Source organism: Fructobacillus sp. ESL1096, assembly GCF_058511985.1.
In genome coordinates this window covers 877,357-899,617 of the sequence record NZ_CP196400.1, presented here as the reverse complement: position 1 = coordinate 899,617, position 22,261 = coordinate 877,357, and the positions used below count along the sequence as shown (strand labels likewise).

24 protein-coding genes are annotated in these 22,261 nt (G+C 44.9%); 2 read left to right on the top strand and 22 right to left on the bottom strand.

Translation table 11 applies throughout. The features are described from left to right. Positions 1-29: 29 nt before the first annotated feature. From hslO to pth, 8 genes are all read right to left on the bottom strand, one after another. Entirely contained in the window at positions 30-980 is a 951-nt protein-coding gene (gene hslO, locus ACSYSR_RS04345; RefSeq protein ID WP_252773511.1) for an Hsp33 family molecular chaperone HslO, read from the bottom strand. Between the two features lie 72 nt (positions 981-1,052). Beyond that, positions 1,053-3,131, bottom strand: coding sequence for an ATP-dependent zinc metalloprotease FtsH (gene ftsH, locus ACSYSR_RS04340; RefSeq protein WP_252773510.1), 2,079 nt, complete (start codon positions 3,129-3,131; stop codon positions 1,053-1,055). A 62-nt stretch (positions 3,132-3,193) separates the two neighbouring features. Beyond that, entirely contained in the window at positions 3,194-3,730 is a 537-nt protein-coding gene (gene hpt / locus ACSYSR_RS04335; protein WP_252773509.1) for a hypoxanthine phosphoribosyltransferase, read from the bottom strand. Further along, positions 3,730-5,061, bottom strand: a complete 1,332-nt coding sequence (gene tilS / locus ACSYSR_RS04330) for a tRNA lysidine(34) synthetase TilS (protein WP_489816039.1) — start codon at positions 5,059-5,061, stop codon at positions 3,730-3,732. Before tilS ends, hpt begins: the two co-directional genes overlap by 1 nt. A gap of 44 nt (positions 5,062-5,105) precedes the next feature. Further along, complete coding sequence (locus ACSYSR_RS04325; protein WP_252773507.1) at positions 5,106-5,498, bottom strand: FtsB family cell division protein; 393 nt, start codon at positions 5,496-5,498, stop codon at positions 5,106-5,108. Positions 5,499-5,575: 77 nt separating this feature from the next. Continuing rightward, positions 5,576-5,848, bottom strand: coding sequence for an RNA-binding S4 domain-containing protein (locus ACSYSR_RS04320; protein WP_252773506.1), 273 nt, complete (start codon positions 5,846-5,848; stop codon positions 5,576-5,578). After that, the gene (gene mfd / locus ACSYSR_RS04315; protein WP_489816040.1) at positions 5,838-9,377 is read right to left on the bottom strand and encodes a transcription-repair coupling factor; all 3,540 of its coding nucleotides are present in this window, start codon (positions 9,375-9,377) and stop codon (positions 5,838-5,840) included. The genes ACSYSR_RS04320 and mfd overlap by 11 nt, the downstream gene beginning before the upstream one ends. 2 nt (positions 9,378-9,379) lie before the next feature. Beyond that, on the bottom strand, positions 9,380-9,946 hold the full coding sequence (gene pth / locus ACSYSR_RS04310) for an aminoacyl-tRNA hydrolase (RefSeq protein WP_252773504.1): 567 nt from the start codon (positions 9,944-9,946) through the stop codon (positions 9,380-9,382). A gap of 121 nt (positions 9,947-10,067) precedes the next feature. On the opposite strand from pth, the gene cbpA reads away from it, so the two are divergent. After that, positions 10,068-10,718 carry a cyclic di-AMP binding protein CbpA gene (gene cbpA / locus ACSYSR_RS04305; protein WP_252773503.1) on the top strand — a complete coding sequence of 217 codons (651 nt, stop codon included), beginning with the start codon at positions 10,068-10,070 and terminating at the stop codon, positions 10,716-10,718. 84 nt (positions 10,719-10,802) lie between these two features. Here cbpA and ACSYSR_RS04300 read toward each other — a convergent pair whose 3' ends face one another. The 6 genes from ACSYSR_RS04300 to ACSYSR_RS04275 all read right to left on the bottom strand — a co-directional run bounded on the left by ACSYSR_RS04300 (position 10,803) and on the right by ACSYSR_RS04275 (position 15,644). Continuing rightward, positions 10,803-11,483 (bottom strand): hypothetical protein, encoded by a 681-nt coding sequence (locus tag ACSYSR_RS04300; protein WP_252773502.1) that lies wholly within the window; start codon positions 11,481-11,483, stop codon positions 10,803-10,805. Positions 11,484-11,521: 38 nt separating this feature from the next. Beyond that, complete coding sequence (locus ACSYSR_RS04295; RefSeq protein WP_252773501.1) at positions 11,522-12,172, bottom strand: DUF421 domain-containing protein; 651 nt, start codon at positions 12,170-12,172, stop codon at positions 11,522-11,524. Further along, positions 12,169-12,612, bottom strand: coding sequence for a DUF3290 domain-containing protein (locus ACSYSR_RS04290; RefSeq protein WP_252773500.1), 444 nt, complete (start codon positions 12,610-12,612; stop codon positions 12,169-12,171). The genes ACSYSR_RS04295 and ACSYSR_RS04290 overlap by 4 nt, the downstream gene beginning before the upstream one ends. Before the next feature lie 143 nt (positions 12,613-12,755). Next, positions 12,756-14,375, bottom strand: a complete 1,620-nt coding sequence (gene groL / locus ACSYSR_RS04285; RefSeq protein ID WP_252773499.1) for a chaperonin GroEL — start codon at positions 14,373-14,375, stop codon at positions 12,756-12,758. A gap of 69 nt (positions 14,376-14,444) precedes the next feature. Beyond that, positions 14,445-14,729, bottom strand: a complete 285-nt coding sequence (groES, locus tag ACSYSR_RS04280) for a co-chaperone GroES (RefSeq protein WP_252773498.1) — start codon at positions 14,727-14,729, stop codon at positions 14,445-14,447. Positions 14,730-14,903: 174 nt separating this feature from the next. Beyond that, positions 14,904-15,644 (bottom strand): nitroreductase family protein, encoded by a 741-nt coding sequence (locus ACSYSR_RS04275; protein WP_489816528.1) that lies wholly within the window; start codon positions 15,642-15,644, stop codon positions 14,904-14,906. 88 nt (positions 15,645-15,732) lie between these two features. Here ACSYSR_RS04275 and ACSYSR_RS04270 point away from each other — a divergent pair, with 88 nt between their 5' ends. Beyond that, the gene (locus tag ACSYSR_RS04270; RefSeq protein WP_252773497.1) at positions 15,733-16,218 is read left to right on the top strand and encodes an FUSC family protein; all 486 of its coding nucleotides are present in this window, start codon (positions 15,733-15,735) and stop codon (positions 16,216-16,218) included. Between the two features lie 77 nt (positions 16,219-16,295). Here the strand turns inward: ACSYSR_RS04270 and ACSYSR_RS04265 are convergent, their stop codons facing one another. From ACSYSR_RS04265 to ACSYSR_RS04230, 8 genes are all read right to left on the bottom strand, one after another. Further along, a complete protein-coding gene (locus ACSYSR_RS04265; RefSeq protein WP_252773496.1) occupies positions 16,296-17,141 on the bottom strand; it encodes a Cof-type HAD-IIB family hydrolase in 846 nt (281 codons plus the stop codon). A 65-nt stretch (positions 17,142-17,206) separates the two neighbouring features. After that, complete coding sequence (locus ACSYSR_RS04260; RefSeq protein WP_489816041.1) at positions 17,207-18,247, bottom strand: lipid II:glycine glycyltransferase FemX; 1,041 nt, start codon at positions 18,245-18,247, stop codon at positions 17,207-17,209. A gap of 4 nt (positions 18,248-18,251) precedes the next feature. Continuing rightward, positions 18,252-18,899 carry a redox-sensing transcriptional repressor Rex gene (locus tag ACSYSR_RS04255; RefSeq protein ID WP_047974671.1) on the bottom strand — a complete coding sequence of 216 codons (648 nt, stop codon included), beginning with the start codon at positions 18,897-18,899 and terminating at the stop codon, positions 18,252-18,254. Positions 18,900-18,992: 93 nt separating this feature from the next. Beyond that, on the bottom strand, positions 18,993-20,027 hold the full coding sequence (gene tsaD, locus ACSYSR_RS04250; RefSeq protein ID WP_252773494.1) for a tRNA (adenosine(37)-N6)-threonylcarbamoyltransferase complex transferase subunit TsaD: 1,035 nt from the start codon (positions 20,025-20,027) through the stop codon (positions 18,993-18,995). Next, positions 20,024-20,521 (bottom strand): GNAT family N-acetyltransferase, encoded by a 498-nt coding sequence (locus tag ACSYSR_RS04245; RefSeq protein WP_491708336.1) that lies wholly within the window; start codon positions 20,519-20,521, stop codon positions 20,024-20,026. Before ACSYSR_RS04245 ends, tsaD begins: the two co-directional genes overlap by 4 nt. Beyond that, positions 20,487-21,038 carry a ribosomal protein S18-alanine N-acetyltransferase gene (gene rimI, locus ACSYSR_RS04240; protein WP_252773492.1) on the bottom strand — a complete coding sequence of 184 codons (552 nt, stop codon included), beginning with the start codon at positions 21,036-21,038 and terminating at the stop codon, positions 20,487-20,489. Before rimI ends, ACSYSR_RS04245 begins: the two co-directional genes overlap by 35 nt. After that, a complete protein-coding gene (gene tsaB / locus ACSYSR_RS04235; protein WP_252773491.1) occupies positions 21,022-21,807 on the bottom strand; it encodes a tRNA (adenosine(37)-N6)-threonylcarbamoyltransferase complex dimerization subunit type 1 TsaB in 786 nt (261 codons plus the stop codon). The genes rimI and tsaB overlap by 17 nt, the downstream gene beginning before the upstream one ends. Positions 21,808-21,941: 134 nt before the next feature. Continuing rightward, on the bottom strand, positions 21,942-22,211 hold the full coding sequence (locus ACSYSR_RS04230) for a phosphocarrier protein HPr (protein ID WP_047974667.1): 270 nt from the start codon (positions 22,209-22,211) through the stop codon (positions 21,942-21,944). Positions 22,212-22,261 lie beyond the last annotated feature (50 nt).

Genomic DNA, 22,261 nt, shown 5'->3' with positions numbered 1-22,261 from the left:
TCATCGTCTTTTCTCAATTTTTCTTAACGTTAGTCTTCGCTCTTTTCGTGATCCGAATCTGATTTTTCATCAGCTTTTTCTTCAACTTCGGCTTCACGCTTTAGAATCTTGCTTAAGATTTTTTCTAGTTCACTGGCTTCAAAATAGTGCTTCTTCCCTGAGAAACGACCAACAACTTCTGCACCACCATCCTCATCAATCATTGCCTGAACTTCATGAGAGGGTAACGTGGCTAGCATTTCACCATAGGCCTCTTTTGGTGGCTCAGCGGCGATGCCAACAGCCACGGAAGACAAAGACGTATAATTATCCTTACCCAAAAGATCATCCAAAACTGCTAGAGGTCCCTTCTTTTCAGACAATAACTGCGACAGTGGTGTCATCTGCTGCAAGTGCTCATCTAATTGATCCAACTGGGCTTCTGTTGCTCCCGGCAATGCCTGGACCAAAAAACCGCCAGCAGATGCGACTGTGTCATCCGGATTCATGGTCACACCGACACCAATCACGGATGGAATCTGCTCAGATTGGGTCAAATAATAAGTGAAATCATCACCAATTTCACCAGAAACAATAATTGATTGACCGAGGTAGGGTTTTGAATAAGGCGCTAATTTTGTCACTTGGAAAGAACCATGGTTGCCGACAGCACCAGCCACGTTTAATTGGTCATCATCGTTAACGATTGGTTCCAATTGAGGGTTCGTTACATAACCACGAACTGCCCCATGCGCATCTGCTTCCGTCACAACGTTACCAATCGGCCCCTTACCGTCCATCTTCACGCCAAGACGTTCCTCGCCCTTCAGGGTTGCCTGGGCCAAGATTTCTGTTGCTAGCAATGCCCGTCCCAAAACGACTGTTGCAATCCGTGAGGCATGGTGAGCACTTGCTGCTTCTTGGACTAACTTTGTCCCGTCGATAGCAAAGGCACGGAAGGCCTCGTCTTTTGTAATGACCTTAATTAATTGATCTGACATAAAAATTCCTTTATCTGTTCTTGTCTTTATTGTAAAAGAAAAAGCCGGCCTAAGCCAACTTTTTTAAAAAACTCATTGATCTGAGTCGGTCGTATCGTCTGCGGATTCAGCTTGTTCATCATTTTGGTCAAGAGGCTTTGTTGGGTTTTCATCACCCTTTTGCTCTTCATCTTCCACTTCGTCTTCCTTGTGGTCCAAGGAAGCCTTGGTTTCATCAAATGACTTGGCATCCTCCTCGTCTTCTTCACCCTTCTTGGTAAAGTGACCGGTTTCGTAGATGTCTTTGATCTGCTTTTCATCCAATGATTCCACATCCAACAAGGCGTTGGCAATCGCTGCCAACTTGTCCTTGTGCTCCGTCAAAATCTTGGTTGCTTCTTCAAAGGCTTCCCTTGTCAAACGACGCACTTCTTCATCAATCAATGCAGCCGTTTCGTCTGAATATGACTGGGCGCCACCCTGTTCGCTATAGCCAACCGAAGCATTTCCTTCAAGTTGGACCATTCCCAACTTTTCAGACATTCCATAGGCCGTCACCATTTGACGGGCCAAATTCGTTGCCTGCTGGAAATCATTAGCAGCACCCGATGAAGCTTCGTTAAATGTTGCCAATTCGGCGGCACGGCCACCCATCAAACCAGCCAATTGTTCCTTAGCTTCTGAATAACGGATGTTATAACGGTCCGTCTTTGGCGTCATCAAAGCATAACCACCAATGCGTCCACGCGGCACAATTGTCACCTTCCGAACAACGGAAGCGTTTGACCGAACCAAGCCAACCAAAGCATGACCGGCTTCGTGGAAGGCAGTTGTCTTGCGTTCCAACTCGGACATTGCCCGGTTTGCCTTGGCAGGTCCTTGGAAAATTCGATCTTCTGCTTCATCCAAGTCAGCGGAGTCAATTAACTTCTTGTCACGGCGAGCAGCCAACAAAGCCGCTTCGTTCAACAAGTTTTCCAAATCAGCCCCAACATAACCAGGCGTTTGATGGGCAATTGCCTTCAAGTCGACGGCCGGTGCCAATGGCTTGTTCTTAGCGTGAACCTTTAAAATCGCTTCACGACCCTTAACATCAGGAGCGCCAACCAAAATCTTGCGGTCAAAACGACCTGAACGAAGCAAGGCTGGATCCAAAACATCAGAACGGTTGGTTGATGCCAGAATGATTACCCCTTCAGAGTTCTCAAATCCATCCATTTCAATCAGGATTTGATTTAACGTCTGCTCACGTTCATCATTACCACCGCCAACACCGGAACCACGGCGACGACCAACGGCATCGATTTCATCGATAAAGATAATGGCAGGGGCAGCCTTCTTTGCTTCTTCGAACAAATCACGGACACGGGAGGCTCCAACACCGACAAACATTTCAACAAAGTCTGAACCAGACATCGAGAAAAATGGTACGGAGGCTTCACCGGCAACAGCCTTTGCTAGTAATGTCTTACCAGTTCCGGGAGGGCCCTCAAGCAAAACCCCCTTTGGAATCCGGGCGCCCATATCCACGAACTTTTTTGGTGATTTCAAGAATTCAACAACTTCAACCAGTTCTTCCTTTTCTTCATCAGAACCAGCGACGTTTTCAAAGCGAATCTTGTTGTCCTTCGGATCAGAAGGCTTGGCCTTTGACTTACCAAAGTTCCCCATCATGCCGCCTTGACCGCCCTTACCGCTTGATTGGGACATCATCAAGTAGAAGACACCAACAATCAAGAGCAATGGCACAATTGAAATAATCAAGTTCAACCAGAAGCCAGAAGATGGTGCTGGCTTGGTCGTCATATCAGTGTTGGTCTTCTTGGCCAAATCAGTAATTTGCTTCAATGATGAATCATTTTCCAAAACAGAAGTTGAAAACTTCGTTGTCGAAGTCTGATTTGCCAAAAGGCTATTCAAGCCTTGACCAGTCGATGATGACTTTTGGCTGTTCTTATAAGTTCCAGTCACCGTGTAAACGTCGTTACCGGGCTGGATTGTGAAAGAGTCAATCTCTTTGTCAGACAATTGCTTAACGAAATCAGACGATGATAACGTCTTTGTTCCGCCACTTGACCCACCAACTAGTGAGTAAATTCCGGCAATAACCGCCAAGAAGATGATGACATATAGAAAGGAGCTTCTAAAGAAGCCACCGTTATTTTTTTTCATCGGGAGTCCTCAATCTTGATAAAAGTTGCTATAAATTATACGGGTGTGAGATTAAATGGATGTTAACTATAAATATCCTTTTTCAGAATACCAACGTAAGGCAAGTTACGATACAAGCCTGCATAGTCCAAACCATAACCAACAACAAATTCGTTACGAACGTCGAAGCCAACATAATCGGCATCGATTTCAATCTTTCGGCCACCCTTTTTGTCTAAGAACGTAGCGACCTGCACGGAGTTAGCGCCACGATCTTTAAGTAAGTCCTTCAAAAATAGCAAGGACTGACCTGTATCAACGATGTCTTCTAAAATCAAAACATCGCGTCCAGCAACATCAGACTGGACATCTGTTACCAACTGAATTTCATTGGACGATGTTACCCCACCGTGGTAGGAGGAAATTTTAATAAATTCTAAATCAACGTACAAGTCGATTTCACGAACCAAATCCGCCGTCCAAAGGTACGCCCCTTTGAGCACTGACAAAACGAGGGGCTTTCTCCCCGCGTAGTCTTTGGTAATGGTTTGACCAAGGCGAACCGCTGCTTCGTGGATTTGCTCTTGGTCATATAATACTTCTTCGATATCGTTATTCACTAATTTTCCTCAATTCGCCATACTAACCATTGCTTAGCTACATTCGGACGATCACGTCCGGCGGGCAGGTACCAAACCTGTTGACCTAACCAAACAGCCAAAACTGTTTGACTTTGATCTGTTAATAGCCAGGTCTTCTCCCGTAATGTGACCGGAATTTTTTTGTCAATCAAGAGACGACGCACTGATTTTGTGCCGATTTTCAGAGGGACACGATCAGCTTTTTGAGCCAAAGATAACGTTAAATCGCCTACCAAATGTTCGGGTAAAACCAGAGCTTGATCAGCTTTTTGCGGTTTTTTTTGTGTCCACAAAAGCTGGCCATGGTCAAAAAATTGCCATTGGTCTAATTTTAACACAAGTTCTTCGGGCTTTCGGCCATTTTTTGCAGTTTTTTCTTCTTTTACCAGTTGAACCTGAGAATAAGCCTTCACCACCAGCCAACCATCCCCCAAATCAACCTGACCATTTGGCTTTTGTTCATTGGCCAATAGAGACAAAATAGCAGCCAACTGTCCATTTTTAACATGATAGATTCCCTGATTTTGCAACCACAACAACACGGTTTTCGCCCACCAGGGCCTTGGCACCCGCTGAAAATCAGTCTGAAAAATCGGCAAAAAGTTTTTCACCTGCTCCCGTAACAACACTTGGTCAGCAGCCTCCTGCTTGGCAAAATCAACTAAATGGTCTTTTGCCTTGGCGTTAATAGCCATCAAGGCCGGAATAACTTCGTGGCGCAGTTGGTTACGGCCGGTATAACTCGGATCTGCATTTGTCGCATCTTCCCGCCAACTGACTTGGTGCTCTTGGGCGTAGGCTTTCAGCTCTTCTTTTGAAAAATCAAGAAAGGGTCGCAAATAGTAATTTGATTGCCCCGACATTCCCCACTTATGTTGGGCTAAACCACCCCGAATTAATTGTAACAGCAGCGTTTCCACCTGGTCATCCAGGTGCTGGGCCAGGATAATAGCCTTGGCACCAGTTTTTTGGGCAACTCGATCAAAAAAATCGTAACGTATTTTTCGCGCCCAAGCCTCAACGCCGTTTTTTCCTGGCGCTGTCACTTTTTTAACATAACAGGGAATTTGGCGATCCTGACACTGATTTCTCACAAAGGCCTCATCGCCATCGGAAGCAGCACCACGCAATTGATAATTGACATGGGCAACGACCAAATCCAGCTCCGGCCGATAACGACGCAATGAGTCAAGAAGAGTCATCGAATCGAGACCACCAGAGACCGCTAACACCACCTTGTTTGGCCATTCTGTTTCTTTAATTGTCTGTGCAATCGTTTTCTTCATCGCTTTTATTTTACCCATTGTCATAAAGAAAAAGCCACCCTTATCCAGGGTGGCTTTCAAACAAATAATTAAGATTTGTCCGGTAAGTTATAGATTGTTTCGTCCTTACGTGAGTATCCGTACTTATCACGCAAAATTTGTTGCAAGTAAGTTGGATCATTCAATTGGTTCGCCGTTTTCTTCAAGGATTTATTTTGCTTTTGAACAGCTTGAAGGGCCAATTCGGACTTAGTCAACGTTTGATTAGCAGCGTGCAATCGCACCTGCCCCATGACAAGTTGAACCATGAAAACCGCCGCGACGGCAAGGCCGACTAGGACAATCCGCCGTTCCCGTAAGTGGTGAGCCCTGGCATAGTGCCTACGACTGGCTTCGCGACGGGCATCAGAGGCAGCAATCTGCTTGGCAATCCGAGCATTTAACGGTCGAATATTCGATTGTCGGTGCTCAGTTTCTACCATTGCCCCACTCCTTATCAGTATTATTCTGACATAATCGCAATAGACTTGCAAGGCGAATCAGCAGACTTTAGACAAATTTAACCTTCCTTGTCATCTTGCTGATAAGACTCGGAAACAACTTCGTACATATCTTGTGCTTCGTCCTTTTTAACGATTTCAGCCAACTTCAAAACCCTGACTACTAATGTCTTATTACCAAAATGAATCGTAATCAAGTCATTGGTACCAACATTAGCAGCTGATTTAGCCCGCTTATCGTTAATTTCAATCCGCCCTTGGTCAGCCAAATCTTTGGCAACGGCCCGGCGCTTAATAATCCGTGAAAGCTTTAAAAACTTATCAATTCGCATTCATTTCATCCTTTTTTGTCAGTTGCAAAACAACCAAGAGGAAGTTTCGCAGGTTATTGAGCCAGTACGCTGACTCCTCTTTCAAATCAATGGTTAATGTGACGGCCAACTGAGCTTGCTTGCCATCGACAACCGCCTTATAAGGCACATCCTGCAAGGCTTGGAAAATTGTTTCCCCAGCTAACTTGCTGGTCATCGATTCAGCAAAGCGAACTGTGACTTGATTCCTTTGACGCCTTATTTGCGTTACCTCGGCCAAATCAGCCAGATTCTTGATGCGAGAAACCAACAACAGGCGACCAACCTCATCTGGGAAGTCACCAAAGCGGTCAATCAAATCCGCTTCAACATTCTCAAAGTCTTCATCTGACTTTGCCTGACGAATTTGACGGTAAAGATCAATCTTTTCAGCCGAATCCGCCACATAATCATCCGGCAAGAAGGCTAATACCCCCAAAATCAGTTCGGCATCCGTTTGCGGTGTCGCTGCCGGCTGGGGTTGACCTTGCTTTGCAGCAACCGCCTCTTTGAGCATCTGTGTATACAAATCATACCCGACTGAATCAATAAAGCCGTGTTGCTGCTTGCCAAGCAGATCGCCAGCGCCTCGAATCGATAGGTCACGCATTGCAATTTTAAAACCAGATCCCAGCTCCGTAAAGTCCCGAATGGCTTCCAGCCGCTTTTGTCCCTCTTCACTTGGCGTACGAGTAAACGGATAAGTAAAGTAGGCATAAGCTAACCGAGCCGATCGTCCGACGCGACCGCGAAGCTGGTAAAGCTGCGACAATCCCATGTGATCGGCATTATCAACAATCAACGTATTCGCATTGGGAATGTCCACCCCGGTCTCAATAATCGTCGTTGTCACCAGAACATCGAATTCCTGATTTAAGAAGGAGTAGAGAATTCCCTCCAATTGAACTTCTGACATTTGACCGTGAATGACTCCGACTCGAGCGTCAGGAACCAAGTCTTGAATTTGATCCGCAATCCGCTCCAAATCAGCCACCCGATTATGCAGATAGAAGACCTGGCCATTGCGGGCTAACTCCTTGCCAATCACATCGCGCACCAATGTCCAATCGAGTTCGACCACGTAGGTCTGAATTGGATAACGGTTCAATGGTGGCGTTTCAATCACAGACAAATCGCGAGCACCAACGACTGCCATATTCAGCGTTCGTGGTATTGGTGTCGCCGTTAACGTCAAGACATCCACATTGGTCCTGATTTGCTTTAACTTTTCCTTGTGCTTCACACCAAAACGCTGTTCCTCATCGATGACTAGTAACCCTAGGTCGGCAAAGGCCACATCGGCGCTCAATAAGCGGTGTGTGCCAACAACGATATCGATTTCGTGATCCTTTAATGCCTGGATGGTCTGCTTGTTTTCTGCTGCCGTTTGGAACCGCGACAGGTGGCCAATCCGAATCTCTGGAAAATCAGCAAAGCGTTCGACCATGGTCTCATAGTGTTGTTGGACAAGGATCGTCGTTGGCGCCAAAAAGGCAACCTGCTTGCCAGCATGAGCAGCCTTGAAAACCGCTCGCAAAGCAACCTCGGTTTTACCGAAGCCGACATCTCCCACTAATAGCCGATCCATTGGCCGCAAGCGCTGCATGTCGGCCTTAATCTCTTCGATACTGCGGACCTGATCAGGCGTTTCCGGATAGGGAAAAGCCGTATCAAACTTTAATTGGGCCGTATCATCGGGTGGAAAGGCATAGCCCTGTTTTGCCTCCCGCTCGGCGTACAGTTCCAACAGCTCGTCGGCAATATCTTCAATTTTATTTTGAACTTGCTTCTTAGTCTTTTGCCATTCAGTCCCGCCCAGTTTGTTAATCTTGGGCTTCTTACCAGCATCTGATCCGCCAATATACTTTTGAATCAAGTTTAACTGGGTTACCGGCAAAAAGATCTTAGCATTCTTTTGGTACAAAATTACCAAATAGTCCTGTTTACCGCCGTCGGCTTCTAGACTTTGCAAGCCCTGATACTGACCAATCCCATGGTTAATATGCACGACATAGTCGCCAACCTGAAGTTCATTATAAGACTTCAAGCGTTCGGCGTTGGCCATCTTCCGCGACCGACGAGCCACCGGCTTCCGCGCCTTATCAAACAACTCCCGTTCAGTTAAGACCGTTAAGTGGGTCTTAGGCCACTCAAAACCAGCACCTAGGTTACCGATAATGATTTGGACCTGATTGGCTTGAATCTCGCGGTTGATTGGCACTGTTAAATCATGGTCTTTCAGTGTGGCCACAAAGTTTTGTGCTCGATCACGGTCGCTAATTAAAAGCACCATGGTCGTGCCCCGGTCTTTTGCAAACTGCAAATCCGGTAACAGAGCCGGAATTTGACCGTAGTATTGGTTTGCCGGCCTGGATGTTATTTCTTCCAGATGAGCAAATGTTAACTTATTCAAGCCCCGCTGAAAGTTGGCCAAGTAAAGTTCGGCCTGAGAAACTCGACCTAAAATAGCCTCCAAGTCTTCCTTAATAGCCAATGGCGGCAAAATCTGGTACGTCTCGACCTGTTGGTCAAGCCATTCCTGGTCAAGGCTATTCTGTGACAAGGCGCTTTCCTGCAGGCGGACAAAATCATCAACAACAAATAATCCCTCTTGACCCAAATAATCAATCAGCGTCGTCTTCTCTTGGAAAAAATACTGAGCGTAAGGCAGAATCGATTGGTCCCGCCTGCCTTCATCAAGTGCCGTCTGTGTACTATCAAAGCCTTCAGTGGCATGTTTTTTCTCCACCCCTGGCAAACGCTTACGATAGGCTGAAAAGGCCTCCTCCAAACGGGTCTTACCAGCCTGATAGCGGTCTTGGTCAATCACCAAATCAGTTGCTGGTAAGACCGTGACCCCCGTCACCGAATTGGCACTCTTTTGACTAGATGGATCAAAGGTCTTAATCATATCCAATTCATCATCAAAAAAATCGAGACGGTAAGGATTATCGGCTGTCGGTGGAAAAACGTCAAAAATAGAGCCCCGTTGGGCGTATTCACCCGGATTTTCCACCCGGACAACCAAACGGTAACCCAGTGTCAAAAACCGCGCTTTCAAATCCTGAAAATCATAACTTTCACCAACCTTCAAACGCATTTGCGCATTAGTGAAGTCAGTCACCTGTGGCTCATAACGAACGAAGGCCGCCAAATTTGTCAGGTAAATCCCTACTTGTCCGGTAGCCAAGCCCTGTAAAGCCTCTACTCGGTCAGTCACGAAAGAATTAGAGGAGACGGCAAGTTCTGTCGCCAGTGCCTCCTCGGCCGAAAAACGATACAGGTCCTCTTCAGCTACTAAATCAGCCAAGTTATTCGCCAAGTCCTCCAAGTGAGCCTGGGTATCAGTGAGTACCAGGATTGGCTGTGGTCGTCGTGCATAAAGCGCGGCTAACGAAGCCGCTTTCGCCGCCCCATTCACACCCAAAAAAAGCTGGCGCTCGCCAGGCTTTTGTTGTTCGGTTAATCTCGTAATTGTTTCATTGTTCGCTAAATATTTTGTTAACGTCATGCTTACCCATTATATTGATTGCTCAATTCAGCTGCATTGGCCCCATGAACCCAATCCACTAGGGCCTGGTCGACCTTTTTAAAGGTGTCATCCCAGGTAGCTAAATCATCTTTTGAAAATTTTCCCAAGACGTAATTAACGACCGACTGATGGTCATGGTCTGGGTGGCCAATCCCAAACTTCAAACGCAAGAATCCTTGCGTTTTCGTATGAGCCATAATTGATTTTAATCCATTATGGCCGCCAGCCGAACCCTTTGCCCGAAAGCGAATCTTGCCAAAGGATTGATCCATATCATCGGCCAACACGAGAATATCATCAACATCCCCGCCGTAAAAGTCCAAAAAGGCCCGAACTGCTTGACCGGAATCGTTCATATAAGTACTTGGCTTAACCAACCAAACCACTTCCCCATCAATCACAGCCTTGGCCGCCGATGCATACAGTTTCGTTGGTACAAATTCGACCCCCTGACTAGCCGCAAAGTGGTCTAAGGCCATAAAGCCAATGTTATGTCTCGTCAAATCATAGCTCTCACCAATATTTCCAAGACCAAAAATAAATTTCATCAGGGTTCCCTTTCAAACATTTCTACTAACATCCTAATCTTATCATTATAACACGCAAGTTTGACACATAAATATGTTAGGATAGAGCAAAGAAATAACTTTTATAAAGGCAGGCAAATCTATGTTTCCAAAGTCTTTGATCGTCCCTAAGAATCAATTACTCACCATCAGCGAAGACACCACCATTAAAGAAGTCTACGAACTGTTTGAAAGTAAAAAAGCCGATCACATCCGCACAATTCCAATTCTAGATACCACTGGTCACCTCTTCCGTGGTAATGTTTACCGTCAACACGTTTATGAGTATATTGCTCGCGGCGGTGACACAAGCAAGCGGGCCACCTCGATTATGCGCAATTCAACCAAGTTTATCTCAACTTCGGCTGATTTCTATGAACTTTTCTTCGCTATTCGTGACCTACCACACATCGCTGTGGTTGATGACGCCCACCACTTTATTGGCGTTCTTACCCATTCCTCCTTAATGGACCTCCTGTCACAGTCATGGTCCCTCCAAAAGGGTGGTGTTTCGCTTGCTGTAAAGACCAAGCAAGAAGAACGGGGAAATCTACAACAAATCACTCGGGTTATCACCCGCTACACGAATATCGAGTCCGTTCTTTCCATTCAAAACGAGAAAAACGAGCCGAAATCAATCCTCTTTACCCTGCCACTAACAAAAGACTCTCCCATCCTGCGTAAGATTATCACAAAACTTGAACGCAAGCGGTTCCAAGTCCAATCCGTTGAAAACTTAAATGAATTTGTTTAAGCGCTAAAAAACCGATGACAGTCGTGATCTGAATCCAAACTTCAGGGTTCAGACCTCACAGTCATCGGTTTTCTTTTTTGATATTCAAGCACCGGCAATTATTAGTACTAAGACAAGGGCAATCCCCGTCAAAAAGAGGTTACGAGCCGGTAAATCAGCTGACTTATCCAAATCTGATTCTAAGCCAACCGCCAAAGCCTGAGCAAAAACTAATGGAAACAAAACAATCATTGCCCAAGCAAGCAGTGGCAGGTAACCCGATAGCGTTAGCAAAAAGATTTCTGCATAGGCCAGAACCGGTAAAAGCAAGAAAATCGGACGTACCCAACTGGCCCGACTTTGAGCATGCTGGAACTCCTTTGTACTAATTTCCTCTGCGCGAATTTTGCGAACGTCCTTGGCAATTGAAATTGACAGCGAAAAGGCAATCGAGGGAAACGCAATTCCGAACCAAACGGTTAAAAGTCCCGCAGTTGGCTTGAATTTTGTATTCAAGAGCAGCATTAAAACAATTAAAAAGTATGGCAAGATAACGTCAATGACCCGTTTCAGCCGCAAAATCCAAATTGAATGACTCGGGTACTGGTCAAACCACCAATCATAGGCAAGCTTGACTACAGCGACCGTCACTACCAGCAATAAGCTTGGCCAAAACAAAAGTCGTTGGTAACGCCACCACGAATAAGCAATGCCAACAAGCATTGGCACCACAATCGTCCAAACTCGACTAGTGCGAGCGCGATGATAGATTTTTTTAAGCGTCAATGAAAAATCCTTTCTACGCTCGCCTTGACAACAAGCGTTTACTTCTTTTGATCACTTTGATTATAAGGGGTCAACCGAATCTTCCCCTGAATGTATTCGCCAACGAAGATATCATTAATACCAGCATAGCCTTCGGCAATCACCTGATTTTCCAACCAGTCTTCGTCTTGATCAATGGCATCTAAGACATCAAAGTTCGCCTGGCCATCATAAATAATCGGATATTTGGGATTCTGATCGCCATATTCAATCACAGTCAGCTGACCGTTTTGTTCAATCACGGCTCGCTTCACTTTGGAAACATCGTAAACTTCATGTTCCCGGAGCTTAAACATCAAATCAGAAGCCGACTGGCCGGCCATTACGACAGCATCAACATCAATCTGACCGCGATCAATCACAACCTTTGGTGTGCCATCAATAATCTTTTTTGCCAAACGATTATGTTCTTTTAAGAACTTCAAAATCATTACCCAAAGTGTCCAGATCACAAGCACGATGATGAACTGAAAAACGGTAATTGTTGCCGTATAAATGGTTCCTCCAATGATACCACCTAAAACATAGTTTTGAACTTGGTCTAAGGCATTTGATGGAGCCAAATTTCCCTTTCCAAAAATATTAATTTGAACGATCAAGGCAATCAGGCCGATGCCCAACTTTAAAATAATCGGTAAGTAAAAACTCATCGTTGTACCTCCACATTCGCATTAATCAAATAAACCTGGGTCCTGGTATAGGACAGGCCATCCTTTGAAAGGCCAATTTGGTAATAATTCTTGCCTTCTTTAGCAATCATGCCGTCAACGAGCGAAGTCGAATTAAAATAGACATCGTCGATTTTAACATGCTGTGCTTTGACATAGTTTTTAACAAAGGCCGTCATCTGACTTTGCTGTGAATTTCTGATATTTGTGTTTTGCAAATCAGTAAACTGAACACCCGCAAAAAAAACAAAAAATAAAAAAGCAATGATCGTCAAATCACGATAGCGCGTATTAAAGCGATGACGAAAAGTTGCTACCAAACCAACAGCCAACAGGACAAAGGTCAAGGCCACCAGTAAGATGACGACGGTATTGGTTAAGTTATTTTGCTTGGTTAAATAATCAACACTATAAAACGTCATAAGTTCCCTCCGTTACTTTATTCTAGCACAAGGAAGCAGTCGGTCCATCTGATTTTTTTAGAAAAAAGAAAGAAGTAACCCAAATTGGACTACTTCTTTCTTTAGCACTTATTTCAAAACATTTTAGCAGAAATGCCTTCTTTTTACATCATCCCCGGCATGCCCTGAGCAGCTGCTGGCATTGGTGCGTCTTCCTTTGGCAATTCGGCAACAACGGCTTCCGTTGTCAGCAACAAGGCTGAAACAGAGGCGGCGTTTTGCAAAGCAGAACGCGTTACCTTCGTTGGGTCGACGATTCCTGCCTTGACCATATCAACCCATTCATCAGTCTTGGCATTGTAGCCAGTTCCTTCTGGTTGTTCCTTCAACTTGTTGACGATGACAGAGCCTTCCAAGCCTGCGTTTTCAGCAATTTGACGAACCGGAGCCTCAAGAGCTGCCACAACAGTCTTAACACCTGTGGCCACGTCACCCGTAGCTTCAACGGCAGCAGCGGCAGCCATGGCGTTGACCAAAGCTGTACCACCACCAGCGACAAAGCCTTCTTCAACGGCAGCTCGAGTAGCATTTAAAGCGTCCTCAATTCGATACTTACGTTCCTTCAATTCCGTTTCAGTAGCAGCCCCAACGTTAATCACGGCCACACCGCCTGCCAACTTAGCCAAACGTTCCTGCAACTTCTCCTTGTCAAATTCTGACGTGCTGTCGGCAATTTGTTGCTTAATCAAGTCAACCCGTTCCTTCACGGCTTCCTTGTCACCGGCACCTTCAACAATAGTCGTATTGTCTTTTGTGATGTTGACCTTATTTGCTTGGCCCAATTGTTCGATAGTCACATCCTTCAAATTTAAACCAAGATCATCCGTGACAACTGTACCACCAGTTAAGATAGCAATATCTTCCAACATGGCCTTACGACGGTCACCAAAACCAGGTGCCTTGACAGCAACAACGTTAAAGGTACCACGCATCTTGTTCAAAACCAAAGTTGGCAAAGCTTCACCAGTAATATCATCAGCGATAATCAACATTGACCGACCCTGTTCGACAACTTGTTGCAAAACAGGTAAGATATCTTGAATATTTCCAATCTTCTTATCCGTAATCAAGATATAAGGGTTATCTAAATTAGCTTCCATCTTTTCGTTGTCAGTGACCATGTACTGTGACATGTATCCACGGTCAAATTGCATTCCTTCGACAACGTCCAAAGTGGTTTCAATCCCCTTTGATTCTTCGATAGTAATCACACCATCATTGCCAACCTTTTCCATTGCTTCAGCAATCAAGGAGCCAACTTCATCGTTAGCTGCTGAAATCGAAGCAATCTGTGCAATCTCGTCCTTAGTCGAAACCGTGTGAGACATTTCATGCAACTTAGCAACGGCAGCTGCCGTTGCCTTTTCAATACCAGTTCGAATACCAACTGGGTTTGCACCAGCCGTCACATTCTTGAGTCCTTCACCAACAATCGCTTGAGTCAAAACGGTGGCAGTGGTGGTACCATCACCCGCAATGTCATTCGTTTTTGAAGCAACTTCAGCCACCAACTTGGCCCCCATATTTTCAAAGTGGTCCTCTAATTCAATCGCCTTAGCAATTGTGACCCCATCATTGGTAATAATTGGTGAACCATAAGACTCTTCCAAAACAACGTTACGACCTTTTGGTCCGATAGTCGTTTTAACAGTGTCAGCCAACTTGTCAACTCCGACCTTCATCTTTGATCGAGCATCTTCTGCAAACTTCAATTCCTTTGCCATTTCTTTACTCCTTTAACCAAAACTGATTGAAATCATCATTATTCGTGCTAATTGTTTTTTAATTGCTGTTTAATTAACGATGGCGATAATGTCTTTTTCATGGAGAGCCAAGTATGATTGACCATTATAAGTTAATTCCTGACCGGCAAACTTATCAAACAAAACTTGATCCCCTTCTTTGACTGTCATGTCAAGCTTCTGGCCTGAATCGGCTACCAAGCCACTCCCCGTTGCCACCACCTTACCGGTTACTGGCTTTTCTTGCGTATTTGCGGCTAAGACAATGCCACCAACTGTCTTTTCACTTTGTTCTGCAACACTAACGACCACGCGGTCTCCTAAGGGCTTTAACATGGATCACAACCTCCGTTTGTATTTTTAGCACTCGTATACATCGAGTGCTAATCTGACTTTAGTATAGCACCTTCGACCTATTTGTCAACACGGTGAAATTAGTTTTGTTCAAAAGAAAAAGCCGGTTGCGAGCCCTAACAATAGAGGTCGCACGACTTTTTAGCCATCTTTATTTTATTTTAAATCGAATCCCTTATCATGGGGGTATTGCGACAGAGCAGTGTTAGCAGCACCCTTTGTTAACAAAGAGGCGTTATGCTTCGTCCAATTGGCATCAATATCGCGACTCTTAAAGTAAGTCGCCATCGTTTGATCATATTCCTTAATGGCGACCTTCATTTGCTCGTCATCGTAATGATCCTTCATCAACGAACCAGTCAATGGTAGTTTAGGCTTGATCCCTGGCTTTTGATCAGGGTAGCCAAGCGAAAAGCCCATAATCGGTTTGACATACTTTGGTAAGTTTAACTCCCTTTCGTATAGTTCAAAAGCACCCATTGCACCGGCCATTGTTACAGAGCCAATTCCAAGCGATTCAGCCGCCACCTGAGCACGGCCCAAGGCAATCGAAGCTGAAACAATCCCACCCTCCAAATATTGGTAGTGCTGGATTCGCTCTTCCATAATCGCCCGGGTTTCAGCGTCCTGATTTAACAAAACCTTGTGCCAATCGACTGTAACAACAAAATACCGAGTAGCATTTTCAATATACTTCATTTTCACCTTTTCAGTGACTGATTTCTTAAGGTCTTGGTCGGTAATTTCAATAAAGGTGACTGGTTGAAAGTTTTGCATATTTGGTCCGGCAAGGGCCGCAGAGAAAATCGCCTCGACTTCCTCGTCGGTCACTGGCCGATCGGAGAAGGAACGAATTGATTGGTGATCATGTAGTTGATCAAGTATTGTATTTTTAATCATGTTTTACCTCACTGATTGAACAATCATTACCTTTATTTTAATATCTATGATACGCTAAATACTATCAATAAAATAGGAGTACTCCATGAAAAAGTTACAGATCCACGTCGGCATGCGGACCCTGAAGACCGCCATTGTTGTGATGTTGGTCTTACTCGTTTATCACTTTGTCGACCGACCAGCATCGGTTCCCGCCTTAGCGGCCGTCTTCGCTCTTCGAGAAGATTGGGACAATACCATTCAATTCGCCAAAATTCGTTTACTATCAAATAGTGTTGGTGGTTTCTTCTCATTGCTTTACTTTTTGATTCGTGAATTTACGCACCACAATAGCTGGATGCCAATCGTCATTATTCCAGTTTTTGTTATCTGCACGATTGTTATCCTGAACGCGCTAAACTGTAGTCTGGGAATCGTCGGTGGTCTCGCTGCCCTTCTGTTGATTGCTTTAACCATACCAATGGATGCCACTATCGACTACGTCTTCTTGCGAATTGTCGATACCTTTATCGGTGTTTTGTTCGCTATTGGTGTTAATTATTTTGGCATCCCTGAGCAGGAAACCAATTAAGCATCGTCTTCGGCCAAGGTCCAGGGCACAAAACCAATTTAAGAGGCAAGAAAAAAAGACTCGGCTGAGTCTTTTTTTTAATCCATTTCAACCTGATGATCAAGCTTCAATTCGCTTTCAATGGTTGCTAACACGCCATCCTGGACGTTTGTCTTTAAGGCCAAACGCTTATGGGCATCGTGCATTAATGGCATCGCATTTGGCATGAGATAAGAGTTGTCATATCTCGCCAACATTTCCAAATCATTGGTATTATCACCAAAGACCATCACTTCGTTATCCGCGATGTTGTAATAATCTTGAAGAACTTCCAAGGCCGCCGCCTTATCGACTCCCTTGGGTAAAACATCAACGGAGCCAAAACCAGAACCGGTAACGTGAACTTCTGCGCCAAAAACGGCTTCCAATTGTTGAACGTGTTCCTGAACCTCTTCATGCGGCCAAACAAAAGAAACACCTAAAATCTTGTCGTCAATCTTCAAGAGTTTTTCAACCTGGACGACATTCGGATAGAACATCGAAAGCATTTCCTTAAATTCTTGACTGACGTGGTTGGAAATATAAGTGCCATTGACCCCAGCCAAAACAATCACATTGTCGGCTGATTGAGGGTTCAAGGCGTTCCAATCAATCACCTTGCGAATTTGTTCAGGTGTCAGATAAACCGCATATAGTTCTTGTCCTGGTGTCGTTACTACCGACCCATTTGAACCGACAAAGTCAATTTGATCCAACAAATCGTAAGCGGCCATTGGCTCAAACAACTCCTTTAAATTGGCCACTTGTCGACCGGAGGCTGCGACAAAGCGCACACCCTTTTCCTTTAATTGTGACAAAACCCGAGCAAAGTGCTCTTGATCATAACTATCTTCACCGGATAAAAACGTACCATCCATATCGGATGCAATCATTTTAATGCTCATTGGATGCCTTTCTTGTCTTGTTTGCTAGTCGACTAGTTCACACAACTAGGGGCTACCATTATCGGCTAGGCAAATTGTTCTAAGTATTTCTGATAGGCTACCTGGTCAACAACCCAATCAAGTTCCCCAATATAGGCAACCTGTGGGTCATGATAGGCGAAACCGTGCTTAAACTTATACAAACCGTCAGTATGGTCAAATTCACCAACACCACCGAAATCATAAGCAACCTTTCCTAAGGAAAGACCCCACTTCAACATTTCCCACTGCACGAGGTAGGGACCGTAATGCTTGGCAAATTCACGGTTTGATCCAGCATACATATACCAAATTTTTTCCCCATATCCAAAGCCAATTCCAGCCGCAATTACTTGACCGTCATAATGAGCCAAGAAAACCCGGAACAAATCAGAATCGGCCCAGAGTTCTTGCATGCGATAAAAGTATTCGATTGGCCGGTGGGTAATTCCCTGAGCCTGAGCCATCATCGTATAGGTCTTAAAGAAGGCCTCAATGTCTTCCTTGTTACGACCTGAGGTGACTGTGACACCATCCTTGATGGCCCGGCGAATTTGATTACGATAATCGCTTTTGAAGTGTTTCATCAAGCTGGCTTCATCAGTGATTGGTTGTGCTCCTTCACCGCGACCATCATAGAACAAAACCACGTTTTTACGTGGTTGAATGTTGCCATGCATATTCTCGACTTTAACGTTACGGGTCAAAAAACCAGCGTCTTGGTAAGCCTGATCTAAATCTTGGTTGTAGAGTACCTCTGGATCCATTCGAACTAAAAAGACATTTTCTGGCAGATTAGCTAGTGCTTCTTGGACCAATTCCTTGACCAAGGCGACATTAGTCACGTCAGCAACAGGTCCCTTTGGGCAGTATGCCAATAGCTTTCCTGGTACGGCTTCGATAGTTAAAACCGCCAGCGCTGCATCAATGTCGCCATTCTCATTTTCATGGTAGAGGTATAGGTGGCCCCAATTAGCCTTCAAGTCACCCCAAAGTGGGTCTTGGGTAACTTGACCCTTAGCCGCCGTCTTAACAAAGTCTTGATATCTTTGGACTTGATCTGGCTGTGTTAAATCTAAGACCGTCATATTCTTACTTTCCCGTCGTGATTGAGGCATAGTTCTGAATAAAATAAACCAACGTTTGGAGTTCGTTAGTTAAATCAACGTTTTGAACCCGAACACCCTTTGGTACAGAAACTCGTAACGGTGTAAAGTTCATAATTCCTTTGACCCCGGCTGCCACCAAAGTATCCGTAATTTCCTGGGCGACACCTTGTGGCACCGTCAAAATGGCGATGTTAATCCGTTGAGCTTTGATTTGTTCTTCCAATTCACTCATGTCATAAATTGGTACCCCGGATAAAATCTTGCCCCGGTTTTCATTAATATCAAAGGCAGCGGCAATTCGCATGTTTGATGATTGGTGGAAGTTAAAATTCAAAAGAGCCTGGCCCAAATGGCCAACCCCAATCAAAGCCACATTAATCAATGAATTTTGGTCCAAAACCTTGGCAAAAAATTCTAACAAGGCCTCAACATCGTAACCATAGCCTCGTTTGCCTAAAGCACCAAAATATGAAAAATCACGGCGAATCGTTGCAGCATCAAACTTGGTTGCTTCAGCCAATTCAGCAGAAGAAATCCGGTTAGTGCCGGCATCATTTAAAAACGTTAAATAACGGTAGTAGATGGGCAACCGTTTGGCGGTTGCTCGTGGAATCTTTGCTTGCTCGTCCATGGCGTCTCCATTTCACTTTGTGAACTAAATTATATTTATTATAGCATAGATTGTGGGTTTTCCTATCTATTCGCTCATTTTTCACAAATATTTTTATTCATTATCCTGCTGGTCAAGGTCAATCAACGGAAAATCAAGGCCTGGATTTGTGTTCAAATCAAGATCAGCAAAAATCTTGTCTTGATAGTTCCAATAGCCAGCCGCACCAATCATGGCTGCATTATCACCAGTATACTGCTTGGGCACCGGGATAAAGTCAATGTTTGAAAAATCAGCCATTAAATCAGTTAACGCAGCACGCAAACCACTGTTAGCAGCCACTCCACCAGCTAACACGAGTGACTTCACCGGAAAGTCAGTCAAGGCCCGTTTTGTACGACCGACCAGCGCCTTAATAACTGCAGCCTGGAAAGAAGCCGCCAGGTCTTCTTCCTTGATGGTTTCACCGCGCTGCTCAGCGTTGTGGACCTGATTGATTACGGCTGATTTTAAACCAGAGAAGGAAAAGTTATAACCGGCTTCTTTGGCCATCGCTTGTGGAAAGTCGATGGTGACCTGTCCCTGATGGGCCAGGTCATCGATTGCCTTCCCGGCTGGGTATGACAAGTTCAACAACCGACCAACCTTATCATAGGATTCACCAGCGGCATCATCAAAGGTTTCACCCAAGATGTGGAAATCATTGGGCTCTTTCATCAAGACCAATTCCGTATGACCACCAGAAACCATCAATGCCAAAGCAGGAAAAATAATTGGTCGGTTAAAATTAGCAGCCGCAATGTGGCCGGCCAAATGGTTGACTGGAATCAACGGCAGGCCATGAGCCATTGCAAAGGTTTTTGCCCCCATTAAACCGACTAGCAAAGAACCGACCAAACCTGGGCCATAAGTCACGGCCACACCATCAAGGTCTTTTGGCTCAACCTGCGCATCCGCTAAGGCAATGTCTAAAGTCTTCGTAATCCATTCAAGATGGTGGCGGGAAGCAACCTCAGGTACGATCCCACCAAAACGTTGGTGCGAATTAATTTGAGTTGCCACCGCATTGCTCAAGACGGTCTGACCGTCCTTGACAATGGCGACTGAAGTCTCGTCAGCACTTGATTCAAAGGCAATTAAAGTTGTCATAAATTCTTCTCCATTAAGATGGCTGTTTGACCGTCATGGTAGTAACCATCGCGACGGGCATAAATTTCAAAGCCAAACTTTTCGTACAACCGGCGGGCAGGAAGATTGTTTTCAGCCACTTCTAAGTAAGCCGTTTGCCCGTAACTTTGCTCACAAAAAGCCTGCATTAACTCACGAGCAATTCCTAGCCCCTGGAAAGCTGGATCAACTGCCAAAAAAGAGAGGTCGACCTCGTCCAAGATGGCTCGGTAAGATAAAAAGCCGACAATTGGGTTGTTCTCAACAGTCCCATCATTTAAAACTCTTTTAGCAGAAGCGGACATTGCACTTTCTGCTAATAAGTAGGTCACCCGTCCAGCTGCCAACTGCTCATCGATTAACCGTTTTGGTACCTGGTCCCTTAAAAAGGCCGCCAAAGCGATTTGGTGAATTCTTGGACTATCCTCAATTGTTGCTCTTTTAATGTTCAAGGTCGAGTACCATTGAAATTGCATCTTCATGGTTATCAATATAATAATGTTCCACAACATCAATAACCGTAAAACCATGGTGGTCATAGAGGGCCAAGGCACCAGTGTTTGACCGCCTGGCTTCCAAGGAAAGCTCTTTTAAGCCAATTTCACGAGCAACCGCCTTTGCCGTATTAATGAGATAAGAGCCAACCTGTTGTCCCTGCCAAACCGGCAAAACGGCAATATTGGCAATATGTAAATCAGAAACCAAATCACGCTTGACCAGGGCAATAAAGGCAATGACCTGGTCCTTTCTTAAGGCAACCAAGTATAGCCGATCCTTTTCTTGGGTTAGTTCATGGTAAAAATCGCGCGAAACCCAGGGTGCGTAACCATTATAGACCGCTTCTTGAATGGCAACGAGTCCGGGAATATCGGAAACAGTTGCTACTCGTAATAATAGCTCTTCTCCAGCAGCTTGAAAAAACTCTCCAGGAAAGTCGACCAATGTTTGAGCGACCGGCCGCTCTTTTTGTTTTCTTTTAAACTTTAAAAACATAGGGTTTGCCCTGCCCGTCATCTTGATGATTTTGTTCCCAGTTTAATTCCGCCTGGGTTTTTCTTAAGTATGATGGCGTCAAGTCATCAATATTTTCAACGGGTGTCGTTGTGGCTGAAAGAGCCAAAAGGCCAGTCCCCGTTGGTAATGACTGGTCATGATCCAAAATCTTGAGGGACTGATTTGATAAGGCCTCTTCAATCGTGTCCTGGAAATGCAACCCATCCCCAACTACAACCACCGGCTCGGCTACCTGGCTAACAAGGGCCAAGACCTCCTCCAATGGATAATGGCCATCCGCCAAGACGACCGTATCGCCCAAATAAGCACCGGCAAAAACATTTTGATTGCGGGCATCAAAGAGGACCAACACAACCGTGTCCCTGGCTATCTGCCCCGCATGAAAATTGTCGACCATGGAATTCTCGGCTGCTAGTACATCAGGTTGTTGCTTTAGTTGGACCTGCTTGGCCAAGCTTTGCAAAGATGAAATAGCTAGAAGTGGCTTTTTCAGCGTGTCCGCTAAGACCTTACCAACCGTCAAGCCAATGCGCAAACCCGTAAAAGATCCTGGCCCCTTGGCAACAGCAATTTGATCGATATCTTGTATCGTTAATTCCTGAGCGGCCAGAAGCGACTTAATCGCTGGCAAAAGATCAATTGAATGGTTTTTTGGCTTGTCTGTTTGAAATGTGTCGAGTAATTGGCCGTCTTTTCCTAAGCCGACGAGCAGTGGTTGGTTACTTGTATCAATCACCAAAATATTCATGAAAGCCCTCCCTGTCATCGACGCCAATTAACATCGATACTTTTCTTCATTTTACTAAAAATCATTCTTCATTCAAATAAAAAAAGCCGCCAAAATGCGACCTTTCGTCGAAATTAATCTAAAATCAGCCTTGGTTACTTAACCAAACCTTCATCCTTCATGACCTTGGCCACTGCTGCCAAGGCATCCTTTGCATCATCACCATCAGCCTTGATTGTCACGTCTGCACCATGGCCAACACCGAGTGACATCACACCCATGATTGACTTCAAATTAACTTCCTTGCCTTGGTATGACAAGGTAACTTCTGAAACAAACTTTGAAGCTGCCTGTACTAATAAAGTAGCTGGACGGGCATGAATCCCTGTCTCTGAAATGATGTTAAACTCTTGTGTCTCTGCCATAATAATTCTCCTTTTTGGAAAAGTCTTTTATTCAGTTTTAGTTTATCAAA